At 72.5% G+C, this 15,764-nt stretch carries 14 protein-coding genes and 1 riboswitch; of the genes, 8 read left to right on the forward strand and 6 right to left on the reverse strand.

Annotation, left to right across the window (positions count from 1 at the left end; all coding sequences use genetic code 11):
* Nucleotides 1-1,824, reverse strand: coding sequence for a SigE family RNA polymerase sigma factor (locus K6T13_RS04135; RefSeq protein ID WP_222897269.1), 1,824 nt, complete (start codon nt 1,822-1,824; stop codon nt 1-3).
* A 90-nt stretch (nt 1,825-1,914) separates the two neighbouring features.
* Between K6T13_RS04135 and K6T13_RS04140 the strand changes: the two genes are divergently transcribed.
* From K6T13_RS04140 to K6T13_RS04160, 5 genes are all read left to right on the forward strand, one after another.
* On the forward strand, nt 1,915-3,159 hold the full coding sequence (locus K6T13_RS04140) for a cell division protein PerM (RefSeq protein ID WP_222897270.1): 1,245 nt from the start codon (nt 1,915-1,917) through the stop codon (nt 3,157-3,159).
* Between the two features lie 9 nt (nt 3,160-3,168).
* Nucleotides 3,169-3,762, forward strand: a complete 594-nt coding sequence (gene purN / locus K6T13_RS04145; protein WP_222897271.1) for a phosphoribosylglycinamide formyltransferase — start codon at nt 3,169-3,171, stop codon at nt 3,760-3,762.
* Nucleotides 3,759-3,836, forward strand: a riboswitch (ZMP/ZTP riboswitch). Its footprint overlaps the gene before it by 4 nt.
* A gap of 10 nt (nt 3,837-3,846) precedes the next feature.
* On the forward strand, nt 3,847-5,439 hold the full coding sequence (gene purH, locus K6T13_RS04150; RefSeq protein ID WP_222897272.1) for a bifunctional phosphoribosylaminoimidazolecarboxamide formyltransferase/IMP cyclohydrolase: 1,593 nt from the start codon (nt 3,847-3,849) through the stop codon (nt 5,437-5,439).
* Between the two features lie 115 nt (nt 5,440-5,554).
* Nucleotides 5,555-6,400 (forward strand): bifunctional methylenetetrahydrofolate dehydrogenase/methenyltetrahydrofolate cyclohydrolase, encoded by an 846-nt coding sequence (locus K6T13_RS04155; RefSeq protein ID WP_222897273.1) that lies wholly within the window; start codon nt 5,555-5,557, stop codon nt 6,398-6,400.
* Nucleotides 6,401-6,471: 71 nt separating this feature from the next.
* A complete protein-coding gene (locus tag K6T13_RS04160; RefSeq protein ID WP_222897274.1) occupies nt 6,472-6,726 on the forward strand; it encodes a DUF3017 domain-containing protein in 255 nt (84 codons plus the stop codon).
* A 45-nt stretch (nt 6,727-6,771) separates the two neighbouring features.
* Here the strand turns inward: K6T13_RS04160 and K6T13_RS04165 are convergent, their stop codons facing one another.
* Complete coding sequence (locus tag K6T13_RS04165) at nt 6,772-7,758, reverse strand: malate dehydrogenase (protein WP_222897275.1); 987 nt, start codon at nt 7,756-7,758, stop codon at nt 6,772-6,774.
* Nucleotides 7,759-7,830: 72 nt separating this feature from the next.
* On the opposite strand from K6T13_RS04165, the gene K6T13_RS04170 reads away from it, so the two are divergent.
* From K6T13_RS04170 to K6T13_RS04180, 3 genes are read left to right on the forward strand one after another with little or no spacing between them, the layout of a single operon-like run.
* Nucleotides 7,831-8,520, forward strand: coding sequence for a hypothetical protein (locus K6T13_RS04170; protein WP_222897276.1), 690 nt, complete (start codon nt 7,831-7,833; stop codon nt 8,518-8,520).
* 47 nt (nt 8,521-8,567) lie between these two features.
* The gene (locus tag K6T13_RS04175) at nt 8,568-10,796 is read left to right on the forward strand and encodes an NADP-dependent isocitrate dehydrogenase (protein ID WP_222897277.1); all 2,229 of its coding nucleotides are present in this window, start codon (nt 8,568-8,570) and stop codon (nt 10,794-10,796) included.
* Nucleotides 10,797-10,801: 5 nt separating this feature from the next.
* The gene (locus tag K6T13_RS04180; RefSeq protein ID WP_222897278.1) at nt 10,802-11,488 is read left to right on the forward strand and encodes a DUF6498-containing protein; all 687 of its coding nucleotides are present in this window, start codon (nt 10,802-10,804) and stop codon (nt 11,486-11,488) included.
* Nucleotides 11,489-11,503: 15 nt separating this feature from the next.
* Here the strand turns inward: K6T13_RS04180 and K6T13_RS04185 are convergent, their stop codons facing one another.
* The 4 genes from K6T13_RS04185 to K6T13_RS04200 are packed head-to-tail and all read right to left on the reverse strand — an operon-like array spanning nt 11,504 to nt 15,688.
* Nucleotides 11,504-12,343 (reverse strand): carbohydrate ABC transporter permease, encoded by an 840-nt coding sequence (locus K6T13_RS04185; protein ID WP_222897279.1) that lies wholly within the window; start codon nt 12,341-12,343, stop codon nt 11,504-11,506.
* On the reverse strand, nt 12,340-13,356 hold the full coding sequence (locus K6T13_RS04190) for a carbohydrate ABC transporter permease (protein WP_222897280.1): 1,017 nt from the start codon (nt 13,354-13,356) through the stop codon (nt 12,340-12,342). The genes K6T13_RS04185 and K6T13_RS04190 overlap by 4 nt, the downstream gene beginning before the upstream one ends.
* Nucleotides 13,353-14,597, reverse strand: a complete 1,245-nt coding sequence (locus tag K6T13_RS04195; RefSeq protein ID WP_222897281.1) for a sugar ABC transporter substrate-binding protein — start codon at nt 14,595-14,597, stop codon at nt 13,353-13,355. Before K6T13_RS04195 ends, K6T13_RS04190 begins: the two co-directional genes overlap by 4 nt.
* Nucleotides 14,594-15,688 (reverse strand): LacI family DNA-binding transcriptional regulator, encoded by a 1,095-nt coding sequence (locus K6T13_RS04200; protein WP_222897282.1) that lies wholly within the window; start codon nt 15,686-15,688, stop codon nt 14,594-14,596. Before K6T13_RS04200 ends, K6T13_RS04195 begins: the two co-directional genes overlap by 4 nt.
* Nucleotides 15,689-15,764: the final 76 nt, after the last annotated feature.

The raw sequence follows: 15,764 nt of genomic DNA on the forward strand, positions 1-15,764 counted from the left end.
TCAGCGACCCGGTCGCGGCAGGTACTCCAGGCGCGCCCACGCCCGGCGGACGAGAGCGTCGAAGGCCGCCGGGTCGAGCGTGGCCTGGTTGCTCGGGACGAAGCCGACCTGGCCGACCGCCGTCCCCGTCCGGATCACGCCCATCCAGTAGGTGACGGTCTGCGCGTCACTGACCTCCGAGGTGACCCGCCAGATCGAGAGGTCGCGCTCGGGGCCGGAGGCCGAGGTGAGCGGCACGACCTCCGAGCCCGGGTCACGGTCCGTGCACGTCCGCATCCGGTCGCGCACCCGGGCGATGAAACCGCGGGCGCGGCGCACCGGCAGGGTGCCGACCGTCTCGGTGAGGCCGAACGCCGCCGGCAGCTTGCTGTTGGGGATCAGGAAGGTGCGGGTCATGGCGTTGGTCATCGGCCGCTGCGAGAAGTCGGTCTGGTCGCACCGGGTCGCGGCGGCGTTCTCCCGGGCCTGGCGCGCCTCCGTGCCGACCCACGGCTCCGCCACGGTGCGCACCGGCGGCAGGTCGACCTCCATCAGCATGCCCGGCACCTCGCCCACCTTCGGCGGCGGGATCGTCCGCGGTCGGGCGTCGGTCGGGGTGCAGCGCGCCCCCTCCGACGCGCCGCAGAGGTGCTCGACGGCCTCGCCCAGGAGCCGGGCTCCTGCGCGCAGGTCGGGCCGCCGCGCGGTCCCGGTGTGGAGGAAGGTCGTCGTCGTGACCTCGCCGCTGCGGCCGACGCCGACCAGGTAGGTGGCGTCGCGCTTCCAGTCCTGCAGGTGGAGCAGCATCGCCTGGTGGCCCACGTCGGGGACGTCGTAGGAGCCGAGCAGCTGGACCCGGGGCGCCGTGCAGCCGGCGTACCAGCCCACGAGCCGCTCCCACGACTTCTCGGCCGCCTCCTTGTCCTCGGAGAGCTCGGCCACCTGCACGACCGAGGACCGGGATCCGCGACCCTCGGCGGGATCGGCGAACCGCCGCACCAGCGCGGCCAGCCCGTCGGGGTCGGCGTACCGCGCCTGCTGGCACGGCGTCACCTTGCCGTCGCCGTCGGCGTTGTCGGAGGTCCGACCCTCGCGCCAGCCGTTGCCGTCGACGACCACGGAGACCGCCTCGGCGCTCAGCAGCCGGTCGGCGTCGAAGACGGTGGTGGCGATCGGCCGCTGCACACCCGAGGGTGTGGCCGGGGCGTCGGGGGAGTCCGCGGCAGGGGTGACCGAGACGGCGGTCCCGGAGGCCACCAGGGCGGCGAGCGCCACGGCGGCCCCGACCAGCGTGTGCCAGCGGCGCCGGGAAGCCCCGGACCGTCGGATGATGGAGGACCGCGGCCACGGAGTGTCGAGCACCAGGACGTGGAGCTGGTCGAAGAGCGCGGTGACCTGGTCCGCCCCCACCTCGCGCTGGGCGAGGAACTTCTCGGTGGCGGCCTGGAGCTGGCGGTCGGCGTCCGCCCGGGTCGCCCCGAGCTCCCGGGCCCGCTCCGAGGCCGGCAGGTCCGTCAGCTGGTCGAGCAGCAGTGCCTTGCGCTGGGAGTAGGAGAGCTTGCCGAGGGCGGCGAGCGTCGCCTTGGCCTCGGCGTCGAGGTGCTTGTCACGGTGCCAGATCCGGGCGGTGTGGCGCCGGTGCGCGTGCGACCAGGCGAGCGGCCGGACCCACCCCTCCGGGTCGGGCAGCCGGCTGACCTTCCGCCAGTGGTGCCACGTCACCACGAAGGCGTCGCGGACCGCCGAGCGGGCGGCAGGCAGGTCGCCGGTCAGGGCGTATGTCTGGAGCAGCAGCCGGGTCCGCGCGCGCTTGTAGAAGGCGTCGAACTCGTCGGGCTGGATCATGACCGGACCACCTTACGAGGCCGCGGCGGCGGACGCACACCGGCGTGGGAACCCCCGAGCGGTGCCTCCCGGGGCGATGATGGCCGGGCCATGACCTCCCTGCTCTCGGCTCCCGAACGCGCCCCCGAGGGGTGGGTCGACCCCCGGTCGCGGCGTCCGCTGGCGCTGCTGTCGCTGGCCGGAGGAGTCGCCGCAGCCGGGAGCGTGCTGCTCACCTGCCTCGGCCTCGCGGTCACCGGCTGGTTCCTCACCGACGCCGGCGCCCACGGCCTGCCGCGCGACGCCCTGAGGGTCGGTGCGCACGGGTGGCTGATGGCCCACGGCTCCGGGGTGTCCGTGCGCGGCACCCTCGTCACCGTCGTCCCCCTGCTGGTGACGGTACTCTCGGCGTGGGCGACGTGGCGGATCGGGCAGCGCGTGGGCCAGGCGGTCTCCGGTCACGGGCCCGACGCCGACCAGATCTCCGACGGCGAGCGCGACTGGACGGTGCCGGTGTCGACGTTCTGGTTCACCGCCGGGTACGTCGCCGTCGCGACCGTGACGCTGGCGCTGGCAGCCACCCCGGCCACCCAGCCCTCAGGCCCCCGGACCGTCGCCTGGTCGGTGGCCCTCGCGGTCCTCGCCGGCGGCAGTGCCATCGCCGTCGGCAGCGGCCGCGCCGCCATCTGGTCGGCGATGCTGCCCGGCAACCTGCGCGCCACCGCGGCGGCGTGCCGCGCCGTGCTGCGCTCGGTGCTGCTCGCCGCGCTCGTGGTCTTCCTCACCGCTCTCCTCCTGGACGTGGCGACCGCCGTCAACGTCCTCGCGAGCCTGCAGCTGGGCACCGGCGAGGCGGTCGTGATGGCTCTCGTGGCCGTGCTGCTGGTGCCCAACGCCACCGTGTTCTCCGCCGCCTACCTGCTCGGTCCCGGTTTCACCGTGGGCACCCAGACGCTGGTCTCGCCCACCCTCGTGGTGACCGGGCCGTTGCCCGCCGTCCCGCTGCTGGCCGCGCTGCCCGACAGCGGCGCCGTGCCCGCCTGGGCCGTGGGGCTGGTCGCGATCCCCCCGGTCGCGGCCGCGGTCGGTGCGGCCCTCGCCCAGCGACGCCGTCCCACCCTGCGCTGGGAGGAGGGGGCGCTGCGCGGCTGTGCCGGCGGCGTGGCTGCCGGCCTGCTGCTCGGATGGCTCGCCACCGTGGCCGGCGGCGCCGCCGGACCGGGCCGGCTGCAGGTCGTGGGGCCGCTCTCCTCCGACGTGCTCGTGCACGCGATCACGTCCCTGGGCATCGGCGGCCTGGTCGGCGGCCTGGTCATGACCGGGTGGCAGCGACGCGCGGCACGCGCGGCCGCCTAGAGTCGCCGCGTGCGACTCGTCGTCCTGGTCTCCGGCTCCGGCACCAACCTGCAGGCGCTGCTCGACGCGTGCGCCGACCCGGCGTACGGCGCGGTCGTGGTCGCCGTCGGCGCCGACCGTGACGGCATCGAGGGGCTGGCGCGGGCAGAGCGCTCCGGGCTGCCGATGTTCGTGTGCCGGCTCGCCGACCACCCGTCGCGGGAGGACTGGGACCGCGCCCTGGCCGACGCGGTCGCCGAGCACGACCCCGACCTGGTGGTGCTCGCCGGCTTCATGAAGCTGGTCAGCGAGGAGTTCCTCGACCGGTTCCCGACGGTCAACACCCACCCGGCGCTGTGCCCCGCCTTCCCCGGCACCAATGGACCGGGCGACGCCCTCGCCTACGGCGTGAAGGTCACCGGCGCCACGCTGTTCGTCGTCGACGGTGGCGTCGACACCGGCCCGATCCTGGCGCAGGTCGCGGTGCCGGTCGAGGCCGACGACACCGTCGAGGTGCTCCACGAGCGGATCAAGGTCTCGGAACGGGCGATGCTGGTGGAGACCGTCGGCCGGATGGCCCGCGAGGGCTGGTCCGTCGACGGCCGTTCGGTGCGGATAGGGTGAGCGCACACGACTGGCGCAGGTGGGCAACCACCGGGGAGTGACCGCGATGAGCATCGACCGCCTGGGTGCTCACCTCCGAACTGCATGAGGAGCCGTCCCGTGTCCCAGCCCGACGACGCAGCCCGCATCGAGATCCGTCGGGCGCTGGTGTCCGTCTACGACAAGACCGGGCTGGAGGACCTCGCCCGGGGGCTCCACGAGGCCGGGGTCGAGATCGTCTCCACCGGCGGGTCGGCCGCGCTCATCGAGGGTCTCGGGATCCCCGTCACGAAGGTCGAGGACCTCACCGGGTTCCCCGAGTGCCTCGACGGGCGGGTGAAGACCCTGCACCCCCGGGTCCACGCCGGGATCCTGGCCGACCGGCGCCTCGACAGCCACGTCGCCCAGCTCGCCGACCTCGGGGTCGAACCGTTCGACCTGGTCGTCTCCAACCTCTACCCCTTCACCGACACGGTCGCCTCCGGCGCCGGTCCGGACGAGTGCGTCGAGCAGATCGACATCGGTGGTCCCTCGATGGTGCGCGCCGCCGCCAAGAACCACCCCTCCGTCGCCATCGTCACCTCTCCGGAGCGCTACGCCGACGTGCTCGCTGCGGTCGCTGCGGGCGGCTTCACCCTGGCCGAGCGGCAGGGGCTGGCCGCCGAGGCGTTCCGGCACACCGCGACGTACGACGTGGCGGTGGCGTCCTGGATGGGCAACGTCCTCACCGACACCTCCGACGGGTCGGGCTTCCCTGCCTGGGCGGGTGCGACGTGGCAGCGCGCGTCGGTGCTGCGCTACGGGGAGAACCCCCACCAGCGGGCCGCTCTCTACGAGGGCGGCCACGTGCCGGAGCCCGGGCTCGCCCAGGCGCGCCAGCTCCACGGCAAGGAGATGTCCTACAACAACTACGTCGACGCCGACGCCGCCCGCCGCGCGGCCTACGACTTCGACCGGCCGGCCGTGGCCATCATCAAGCACGCCAACCCGTGCGGCATCGCCGTCGCCGAGGACGTGGCCGCGGCCCACCGGCTGGCCCACGAGTGCGACAGCGTGTCGGCGTTCGGCGGGGTGATCGCCACCAACGTGCCGGTCTCGGTGGCGATGGCCCACCAGGTGGCCGAGGTGTTCACCGAGGTCGTCGTCGCACCCGGCTACGAGGACGGTGCGGTCGAGGTGCTGGCGGCCAAGAAGAACATCCGGCTCCTCGAGTGCGCGCCGGCGGGGCCCGGTGGTGTCGAGATCCGGCCGGTGTCGGGCGGGCTGCTGATGCAGGCGCGTGACGGCATCGACGCCGAGGGTGACGATCCGGCGACCTGGACCCTGGCCACGGGCCAGGCGGCGCCGGACGAGGTGCTGGCCGACCTCGCGTTCGCATGGCGGGCCTGCCGCGCGGTGAAGTCGAACGCCATCCTGCTGGCCCGCGGCGGCGCCTCCGTCGGCATCGGCATGGGCCAGGTCAACCGGGTCGACTCCTGTCGCCTGGCGGTCGAGCGCGCCGGCGACCGGGCCGCCGGCTCCGTGGCGGCCTCCGACGCGTTCTTCCCGTTCGAGGACGGCCCGCAGATCCTCATCGATGCCGGCGTCACGGCGATCGTGCAGCCGGGGGGCTCGGTCCGCGACGAGCTCACGGTCAAGGCGTGCGAGGCCGCCGGCGTGACCATGTACCTCACCGGCACCCGCCACTTCGCCCACTGATCGCTACGGCGGAGCCGGAGCGATCGTCGGTGGTCGAGCAGCGACCGCGGCTGAGGAACGAAGCCGCGAGGGAGCGTGTCGAGACCTCGTGACCCTCAATGGAAGGATGACCCCCGTGACGGCCCAGAAGCTCGACGGCACCAGCACGCTCCGGACGATCAAGGCGGAGCTGACCGAACGCGTCGCCAAGCTCCGCGAGCGCGGCACCGTCCCCGGCCTCGGGACGGTGCTCGTGGGCGACGACCCCGGGTCCCACTGGTACGTCGGTGCCAAGCACAAGGACTGCGCAGAGATCGGCATCACCTCGCTGCGCCGCGACCTCCCGGCCACCGCGACCCAGGCCGAGGTGGAGGCGGTCATCGACGAGCTGAACGCCGACCCCGCGTGCACCGGGTTCCTCGTCCAGCAGCCGACGGGTCTCGACGAGTTCGCGCTGCTGTCGCGCGTCGACCCGGACAAGGACGTCGACGGCCTCCACCCCACCAACCTCGGCAAGCTGGTGCTCGGCGAGACCGGCCCGCTGCCCTGCACGCCCGTCGGCGTCATCGAGCTGCTGCGTCGGCACGGCGTGGAGATCGCGGGTGCCGAGGTGACGGTGGTCGGCCGCGGCCTGACCGTGGGCCGCCCGCTGGGGCTGCTGCTGACCCGGCGTACGGAGAACGCCACGGTGACCCTGTGCCACACCGGCACCCGCGACCTGGCCGCCCACGTCCGCGAGGCCGACATCGTCGTCGCCGCCGCGGGGGTGCCCGGCATCATCACCGGTGACATGGTCAAGCCGGGCGCCGCGCTGCTCGACGTGGGCGTCTCCCGCGTCGACGGCAAGATCGCCGGTGACCTCGACGCCTCGGTGTGGGACGTCGCGGGATGGGTCTCGCCCAACCCCGGAGGGGTGGGTCCGATGACCCGCGCGATGCTGCTGACCAACATCGTCGAGGCCGCCGAGCGGGCCGCGGCCTGATCGTGACCCACCCGGATCCGCAGCCGCCGGACCCCGCTCCGCCGCGGCGCTACCCCTCCACGATCGGGGGGATGCTCTACCTCGTCGCGCTGCTGGGGGTCGTCGTCGGTCTCGCGGTCGCCGTCGTCGACGACTGGCGCACCGGCGTGCGCTGGATGGGGGCCTCGCTGCTCTTCGCCGCCGGCTGCCGGCTCGCGGTACCGGCCGGTCAGGCCGGGATGCTCGCCGTACGCCACCGGCTCGTCGACAGCACGGGCCTCGCCGTGGTGGGCGTGGTGCTGGTCGTGCTGGCCGGGGACATCCCGGAGGGGCCGCCCGGTCCCTGAGCCGGCCCCTGAGCGCCGGCGGGCGTCGTTACCCGGAGGGGGCGCTCAGATCAGGCCGAGGTCCTTGACGGCGGCACGCTCCTCCTCGAGCTCCGCGGCGGTGGCGTCCATCTTGCCGCGCGAGAAGTCGTCGATCTCCAGGCCCTGCACGATCTCCCAGTCGCCGTCGCGGGTCGTGACGGGGTAGGAGTAGACCAGGCCCTCGGGCACGCCGTAGGAGCCGTCGGAGCGCACGGCCATCGAGACCCAGTCGCCCTCGGGCGAGCCGAGCAGCCAGTCACGAGCGGCGTCGATCGTGGCCGAGGCGGCCGAGGCTGCCGAGGAGGAACCCCGGGCCTCGATGATCGCAGCGCCGCGCTTGGCGACGGTCGGGATGAAGTCGTTCTCGATCCAGGCCTGGTCGTCCACCAGCTCCGCTGCGTTCTTGCCGCCGACCTCGGCGTGGAAGATATCGGGGTACTGGGTCGCGGAGTGGTTGCCCCAGATCGTCATCTTCGTGATGTCGGTGACCGCGGCGCCGGTCTTGGCCGACAGCTGGGAGATGGCGCGGTTGTGGTCGAGCCGGGTGAGCGCGGAGAACCGCTCCGCGGGGATGTCGGGGGCGTTGCTCAGCGCGATCAGCGCGTTGGTGTTGGCCGGGTTGCCGGTGACGCCGATGCGGACGTCGTCGGCGGCCACCTTGTTGAGGGCCTTGCCCTGCGCGGTGAAGATCGCGCCGTTGGCCTCCAGCAGGTCGCCGCGCTCCATGCCGGGCCCGCGCGGCTTGGCTCCCACCAGCAGGGCCAGGTTGACGCCGTCGAAGACCTGCTCGGCGTCGGCACCGATCTCGACACCCGTCAGGGTCGGGAAGGCGCAGTCGTCGAGCTCCATGACCACGCCCTCGAGCGCCTTGAGCGCGGGCTCGATCTCGAGCAGCCGCAGCTCGACGGGACGGTCGGGCCCCAGCAGCGCCCCGCTCGCGAGACGGAACAGCAGGCTGTAGCCGATCTGGCCGGCGGCGCCGGTCACGGCCACCTTGAGGGGTGCGGTCACGTCGAGCTCCTTGACGCAGTGGGACGGGTGGGACCGGATCCGACGCTAGCAGCGGTACGCCATGCTGTGGACATGCCCCCGTCCGCCCGTCCCGCTGCGCTCGTGGCTGCCGTCCTGCTGCTGGCTGGCTGCGCCGGGGACCCGCCGACGGCGCCGCCCACCGGGGTGGACGGTCTGGTGGTCCCGACACCGGACCCCGACCCCGCCGACTTCGTGGAGGGGATCGACAACCCGTGGCTGCCGCTCGCGGCCGGCAACACCTGGGTCTACGAGGCCGGGGGCGGCGTCACCGTCACGGTCGTGGTGGAGGCCGGGGACCACGAGGTGGCCGGGGTCGCCATGACCGAGGTCCGCACCACCCGGGAGGGCCCCGCGAGCGACGCGGTGGAGTCCGTCGACTGGTACGCCCAGGACCGGGCGGGCAACGTCTGGTGGTTCGGGACCGAGGGTGTCTGGGAGGCGGAGGTCGCCGGGGCCGAGGCAGGGTTGGCGATGCCGGCGCGGCCGCGGGTCGGCGACGGGTTCGAGCGGCAGCTCGCGCCGGGCGTCGCCGAGGAGCGGGCACGGGTGGTCGACACCGACGGGGACGCCGCGGTTCCGTTCGGGGACCTCGACGGGGTGCTCGTCCTCGAGGAGACCAGCGCGCTCGAGCCCGGCCGGGTCGACGTCAGCCACCACGCCCCCGGGGTGGGGCTCGTGCTCCGTGAGCCCGGGGACGAGGAGGGCGAGCGGCTGGAGCTGGTGGACTTCACCTCGGGGTGAGGCGGCCGCGGTTCTGGGTCGGCGCGTCCTCTAGTAGCGTCACGAGGGTGACCGACACCGCTGCATCCAGGATCATCTACACCCTCACCGACGAGGCGCCGCTGCTCGCGACGTACTCGTTCAAGCCGATCGTCGAGGCGTACGCCGCCCAGGCCGGTGTGACCGTCGAGACCCGCGACATCTCGCTGGCCGGCCGGATCATCGCCCAGTTCCCCGACCGGCTCACCGAGGAGCAGCGGATCGGTGACGCGCTGGCCGAGCTCGGCGAGCTGGCCACGACGCCGGAGGCCAACATCATCAAGCTGCCCAACATCTCCGCGTCGATCCCGCAGCTCAAGGCAGCGATCAAGGAGCTGCAGCAGCAGGGCTACGACCTTCCCGACTACCCGGAGAACCCGCAGACCGACGAGGAGCGCGAGGCCCGGGCCAGGTACGACAAGGTCAAGGGCTCGGCGGTCAACCCGGTGCTGCGGGAGGGCAACTCCGACCGCCGGGCGCCGGCGGCCGTGAAGGGCTACGCCAAGAAGTACCCCCACCGGATGGGTGAGTGGAGCAGCGACTCGAAGACCGCCGTCGCCACCATGGGGCACGACGACTTCCGCTCCAACGAGCAGTCGGTCGTCGTCGAGGACGCCGACACCCTCCGGATCGTCCACGTCGCCGCCGACGGCACGGAGACCGTGCTCAAGGACGAGGTCCCCGTGGAGGCCGGCGAGGTCGTCGACTCCACCTTCATGAACGTGGCTGCCCTGCGGCGCTTCCTCGGCGAGCAGATCGCCCGGGCCAAGGCCGACGACGTGCTGTTCTCGGTCCACCTCAAGGCGACGATGATGAAGGTGTCGGACCCGATCATCTTCGGCCACGTGGTGCAGGCCTTCTTCCCGACGCTCTTCGAGCAGTACGGCGAGCAGCTGGCCGCGGCCGGCATCTCACCCAACGACGGGCTGGGCGCGCTGCTGTCCGGCGCAGCCGACCTGCCCGAGGGTGACGCCATCAAGGCCGCGGTGGAGACCGGGCTCGCCGAGGGGCCGCGGATGGCGATGGTGGACGACCGCAAGGGCATCACCAACCTCCACGTGCCCTCCGACGTCATCATCGACGCCTCGATGCCGGCCATGATCCGGATCGGCGGTCACATGTGGGGTCCCGACGGCCAGGAGGACGACTGCCTCGCGGTCATCCCCGACTCGTCCTACGCCGGCGTCTACCAGGCCGTCGTCGACGACTGCAAGGCCCACGGCAAGCTGGACCCGGCGACCATGGGCTCGGTGCCCAACGTCGGGCTGATGGCGCGCAAGGCCGAGGAGTACGGCTCGCACGACAAGACCTTCGAGGTCCCCGCCGCCGGCACCGTCAAGGTCCTCGACTCCTCAGGCAACGAGCTGATGTCGCACCAGGTCGAGCCGGGCGACATCTGGCGCGCGTGCCAGACCAAGGACGAGCCGATCCGCGACTGGGTGAAGCTCGCCGTCACCCGGGCGCGCGCCACCGGCGTCCCCGCGGTCTTCTGGCTCGACGAGACCCGGGCGCACGACCGCAACCTGATCGCCAAGGTGGAGGAGTACCTGCCCGAGCACGACACCGACGGGCTGACCATCGAGATCATGCCGCCGGCCGAGGCCTGCACCTACTCGCTCGAGCGGATCCGGCGGGGCGAGGACACCATCTCGGTGACCGGCAACGTGCTGCGCGACTACAACACCGACCTGTTCCCGATCCTGGAGGTCGGCACGTCGGCGAAGATGCTCTCGATCGTGCCGCTGATGAACGGGGGCGGCCTCTTCGAGACCGGTGCCGGCGGCTCGGCACCCAAGCACGTGCAGCAGCTGATCGAGGAGAACTACCTGCGCTGGGACAGCCTCGGCGAGTTCTTCGCCCTGGCGGCCTCCTTCGAGCACCTCGCGGGCAAGACCGGCAACGACCGGGCACAGGTGCTGGCCGACACCCTGGACCGGGCGACCGCGACGTTCCTCGAGGAGGACAAGTCGCCGACCCGCAAGATCGGTGGCATCGACAACCGGGGTTCGCACTTCTACCTGGCCCTCTACTGGGCGCAGGAGCTGGCGGCGCAGTCTGAGGACGCCGAGCTCGCCGAGGCGTTCTCGGGGCTGGCCGAGACGCTGGCGGCCAACGAGGACGCCATCGTCGGCGAGCTCAACGGCGTGCAGGGCGACCCGGCCGACATCGGCGGCTACTTCCGGCCCGACCCGGAGAAGGCCGCGGCGGTGATGCGTCCCTCCAAGACGCTCAACGAGGCTCTCGCCGCACTCGGCTGAGGGTCGTGGGCGAGCCCCGGGCGCTCACCGGCGAGCCCGAGGCGCCGGTGACCGGCGCCTCCAGGCTCGCGGCGACCAGCCTGGTCGTGGCCAACCTGCTGCCGCTGTGGGGGCTCGCGACCGGGCGGATGTCGGTGGGCGACGTGTTCGTCGTCTACTGGCTGGAGAACGTCGCGGTGTGGCTGCTGGCGATCGTCAAGGTCGCCACGGCTCGCGGCACCAGCGGAGGGCCGAGCTCCCTGACCGTCAACGGACGGGCGGTGGACCCCTCGCGCGCCGGTGGGGTCCTCGCGGGATTCTTCGCCGTCCACTACGGCATCTTCACGCTGGTCCACGGCGGCTTCGCGCTGGGCATGGCGCACGCCACCGACGCCGAGCTGCATCCGGGGAGCTGGCTCCTGACCGGCCTGGTGCTGCTCGGCAGTCACACCCTCTCCACGGTCCTGCACTGGTTCCGGGGCGACGAGCGGTCCCGGGTGTCACCGGGGACGGCGATGGTCCAGCCCTACCCGCGGATGCTGGTGCTGCACGTGGGGATCATCGCCGGCTTCTGGTTGCTGCTCGCGGTGGGCGGCGACGCGGGCCTCACGCACGCACTGCCGGCAGTCCTCCTCATGGGGCTCAAGACGGGCGTCGACCTGCTCCTCCACCGCCGGCAGCACCGGAGGGCCGCTGCCGGCCCCGGCTCCTGAGTTCTCCGGCGCCCCTCATTCCTTCACGGCGCCGGCGCTCGCGTTCATGATCCGCTTCTGGAACACGAAGAACACGACGGCGACCGGGATGGTCATGACCGCCGCCGCGGCCAGCTTGATGGGGTACTGGGTGCCCTGGCTGAGTGCCCCGGAGGCGAGCTGGGCGACGCCCTTGGTGAGGGTGAAGAGGTCCTGGTCGTTGCTCGCGACGACGAAGTGGTTGAGCTCGTTCCAGGAGCCCTGGAAGGACAGGATGACGATGGTGACGACGGCAGGCCGGGCCATCGGCAGCACCACGGACCAGAACAGCCGGAACGTGCCGGCCCCGTCGATGCGGGCCTGCTCCTCCACGCTCACCGGGATCGACTCGAAGAAGTTCTTCATGATGAAGATGCCGGCCGCGTCGGCGAGCAGCGGGATCACCAACCCGCTGTAGGAGTTGAACATCCCGAGCTGGTTGATGACCAGGAACTTGGGGATCAGCAGCACCACGTTGGGGACCGCCATCACGGCCACGACGAGCGCGAAGACCACCGCGCGGCCCCGGAACGGGATGCGCGCGAGCGCATAGCCGGCCATGGAGTCGAAGAGCACCCGCCCCAGCGTGACCAGGAGCGTCACCACCGCGGAGTTCGCGAACCACAGCGGGAAGTCCGAGCGCAGGAAGAGGCGCTCGTACGCCGCCGTCGTGAAGGTCTGGGGCACCAGCGACACGGGGCTCTCGGCTGCCTCGGCCTCGGTCTTGAACGAGGTGGCGATGTCGATGAGGAACGGAGCGATGTAGACGACCGCGAGCACGGCCAGCAGGCCGTAGAGCAGCAGGTGTTGGCGAGGAGACGCCGTCCGGACGCTCATGGGCGACTCCTCAGTGCCGCGCGCTGCACCAGGGTCAGCACGACGATGATGGCGAACAGGATGAACGCGATGGCGGCACCCTGGCCCCACTGCTGGTCGGCGAAGGCCGACTCGTAGGAGAGGTAGGCCGGTGTCACGGTCGTCTTCGCGGGACCACCCTGGGTGCCGGTGTAGATCTGGTCGAAGACCTGCCAGGTGCCGATCAGGCCGAGCGTCAGCACCGTGAAGAGGGTCGGCCGGAGCATGGGGAGCGTCAGGTGCCAGAACCGCTGCCAGGCATTGGCACCGTCGATCATGCCGGCTTCGTCGATCTCCTCGCCGATGTTGTTGAGGGCGGCGATGAACAACAACATGAACGTGCCCGAGGTGGTGAAGACGGCCAGCAGGATGAGCGCGAACATCGCCACCGACGGGCCGGCGGCCCAGTCCCACCAGGTGATGCCGAGGAAGCCACCCCCGCTCATCGCGGCCGGGGCGCCGTCGACGCCGACGGCGGAGAGGCCGAGGTGCAGGATGCCCCGCGGGTCCTGGAACCAGTTGGGGCCCGCGAGCCCGATCCAGCCCAGCACCTCGTTGACGGCGCCGCGGGTGTCGAAGAGGAAGAGCCACAGCACGGTGATGGCGACGGCGCTGGTGACGCTGGGGAAGTAGAAGGCGGTGCGGAAGAAGCCGCGGCCCCTGAGCGCCTTCGCGTGGACGAGCGCCGCCAGGGCCAGGGCCAGCGCGGTCTGCAGCGGCACCACGAGCAGCACGTAGTAGAAGTTGTTGCGCAGAGCGGTGCCGAAGTCCCGCTGGGCGAGCGTGCCGCCCGTGAGGATGGAGCGGTAGTTGTCGAGCCCCACGAAGGACACGTCCCCGGCAAACGGGCTGCCGACGCCACGCCAGTCGGAGACGCTGACCCAGAGCGCCATCAGCACCGGGAACGCGAGGAAGACCGCGAGCACCGCGACGGCCGGCGAGATGAAGAGCCAGCCGTCGCGGGTGCGCCCGCGGGTGATGGTGCGTCGACTCACGAGCCCTGCTCGACGACCGCCTGCAAGGACTGCTGCACGGAGGCGAGGATCGCCGCGGGGTCACCACTCTTCAGACCCTCGAGCTGGGCGTTGAAGTCGGCGATGACGTCGGCGGCACCCTCCTGGGCGGGCGGGTTCTGCGCGTAGTCGGCGCCGGCGATGAAGGGGGCGAACTCCGGGCGGTCCTCGGCGTACTGGTCAGCGGCGGACTCGACCGAGGGGATGACCCCGAAGGCGTCGGCGAAGGCCAGCTGGCGCTCCTCGGTCGTCAGGAACTCGACGAGGTCGACGGCGTCCTCCTTGTCACCGCTCGCCTCGGCGATGCCCCAGCAGTTCGTGAACGCCAACGTCCCCGGACCGGCAGGCCCCTCGGGCAGCTCGGCGACCGTGTACTTCACGTCCGGGAAGTCGGCCTCCATCGCACCCGCGATCCAGTTCCCCTCGATCGTCATGGCGGTCAGCTCCTTGCCGAACGCCTCACCGCCCCAGCCTGCGCCGAGGTCGGAGGAGTACGCCGCGGTGCCGTCCTGCATCATGCCCTGCACGAACTGGAGGGCCTCGAGGTTCTCCTGGCTGTCGACGGTCGCCTCGGTGCCGTCCTCGCTCACCATGGCGCCGCCGGCCTGCGGGAAGAACGCGCCGACGCGCTGGTACTCCGGCCCGAAGGCGAGGCCGACGCGGTCGCCCTCGGTGAGGGTTTCGGCGACCTGGGCCAGCTCGTCCCACGTGGTCGGGATGTCGGCCTCGGTGAGGCCGGCCTGCTGCCACAGCTTGTCGTTGATGACGAGTCCGAGCGTCGAGAAGTCTTTCGGCGCGCAGTAGAACTCGTCGTCGACCGTGAACGCCTCGACCAGGCTCGGGAAGAACGCGTCCGCGTTGGAGAGCTCGGAGCCGTAGGCGTGCAGCGAGCCGTTGTTGGCATAGCCGGCCAGCGTGTCGGTGGAGACGTAGAAGACGTCGGGCGGGTTGTCGGCGGCGAAGCCCTGGCTGAGCTGCTGGGGGAGGTCGGAGGCGACCTGCACCTCCGCGTCGACGCCGCTCTCCTCCGACCACGCGGCGACCGCGTCCTGGACCGCCTGGGTCTCGGCGTCGCCGGAGGAGCCGATGAGGACGCTGATCTCGCCGGAGGGGCCGGAGGACTCCGACCCGCCCTCGAAGCCGGAGCCGCCGCACGCCGACAGCGTCAGCGCGGCAGTCAGGCCCAGGGGCAGGAGGGCACGTCGGGGGGACGGGATGGTCATGGGTTCTCCTCGGTGATGGGTGGTGTGGCAGGGCTCCGGCCGCGGAGGCTGGAGTCACGGATCACGAGCTCCGGGGGGAGCAGTGCCTGTCGGCGGTCGGCTGCGCCGGCCAGCTGGGCCTCGATCGCGCCGACGAGCTCCCGGGCGACGGCGTCCAACGGCTGGCGGAGGCTGGTGAGGCCCGGGGTCGTCAGCGCAGCGGCGGGGGAGTTGTCGAAGCCGGTGACCGCGACGTCCGGACCGGCACGCAGGCCGCGGTCGGCGAGCGCTCGCAGCGCCCCCAGCGCCAGCGTGTCCGAGGCGCAGGTGAGTGCAGTCGCGGGACCGGCACGGTCGAGCAGCCGGTGGGCGGCGGCGCGGCCCTCGTCGACGTCGTCCACGACCTGCTCCTCGAGGTCGCTGGCGAGGCCCAGCTCCTGGCAGGCCTCCGTCCAGCCGGCCCGGCGGTCGCGTCCCGTCTCCGAGGACGCCGGCCAGCCGATGTGGGCGATCCGCGTGTGTCCCTGGGCCGCCACGTGCTCGGTGGCCAGCCGCAGACCACCGCGTCCGTCGACGTCGGCCCAGGCGAGCTGGTCGTCGCCGTCCCACGACCGTCCGAAGGTCGCGAAGGCGACGCCCCAGTCACGGAGCGCGGCCACGCGCCCGTCGTCGGCGTGGGTGCTCGCCAGCACGAAGGCCTCGACGGAGGTGGTGTCGAGCAGCTCGCGGTAGGCCACGATCTCCTCGGCCTCGTCGGCGGCCTGACAGAGGATGAGGTGCGCGCCGGCCTCGGCTGCGGACTCGGCGAGGGCGTGCAGGAACTGGTCCAGGAGCAGCGCGGCGCGGTCGTCGCGCGAGGGCTCGACCTTGACCCCGATCAGCCGCGACCGACGGCTGCGCAGCGTGCGCGCCGCGCGGTTGGGGCGGTAGCCCAGCTCGCGGACGGCGGCGAGGATCCGCTCGCGGGTGTCCTCCCGGACCCGCTCGGGGTGGTGGAGCGCGTTGGAGACCGACTGCGCGGACACGCCGGCGCGTCGGGCCACGTCGCCGAGGGTGGCGCTGCCGTGGGGGGTGGGGCCGCGCGGGGGGCGCGGCGTCGGAGCGTCGGCCACGTCCACCTCCTGACGACCCGCCTTGCGCCGGCCTGTGTGTTTAGCGTTAAAATCCGAGCCGTGACGGAGGTTACAC

Source organism: Nocardioides coralli (assembly GCF_019880385.1).
In the GTDB taxonomy this organism is placed as follows: domain Bacteria; phylum Actinomycetota; class Actinomycetes; order Propionibacteriales; family Nocardioidaceae; genus Nocardioides; species Nocardioides coralli.

What these genes read in the sequence shown, in the direction of transcription:
- K6T13_RS04135 (WP_222897269.1), bottom strand. Translation starts at nt 1,824, where the DNA reads ATGATCCAGCCCGACGAGTTCGACGCCTTCTACAAGCGCGCGCGGACC.
- K6T13_RS04140 (WP_222897270.1), top strand. Translation starts at nt 1,915, where the DNA reads ATGACCTCCCTGCTCTCGGCTCCCGAACGCGCCCCCGAGGGGTGGGTC.
- purH (WP_222897272.1), top strand. Translation starts at nt 3,847, where the DNA reads ATGAGGAGCCGTCCCGTGTCCCAGCCCGACGACGCAGCCCGCATCGAG.
- K6T13_RS04160 (WP_222897274.1), top strand. Translation starts at nt 6,472, where the DNA reads ATGCTCTACCTCGTCGCGCTGCTGGGGGTCGTCGTCGGTCTCGCGGTC.
- K6T13_RS04170 (WP_222897276.1), top strand. Translation starts at nt 7,831, where the DNA reads ATGCCCCCGTCCGCCCGTCCCGCTGCGCTCGTGGCTGCCGTCCTGCTG.
- K6T13_RS04185 (WP_222897279.1), bottom strand. Translation starts at nt 12,343, where the DNA reads ATGAGCGTCCGGACGGCGTCTCCTCGCCAACACCTGCTGCTCTACGGC.
- K6T13_RS04195 (WP_222897281.1), bottom strand. Translation starts at nt 14,597, where the DNA reads ATGACCATCCCGTCCCCCCGACGTGCCCTCCTGCCCCTGGGCCTGACT.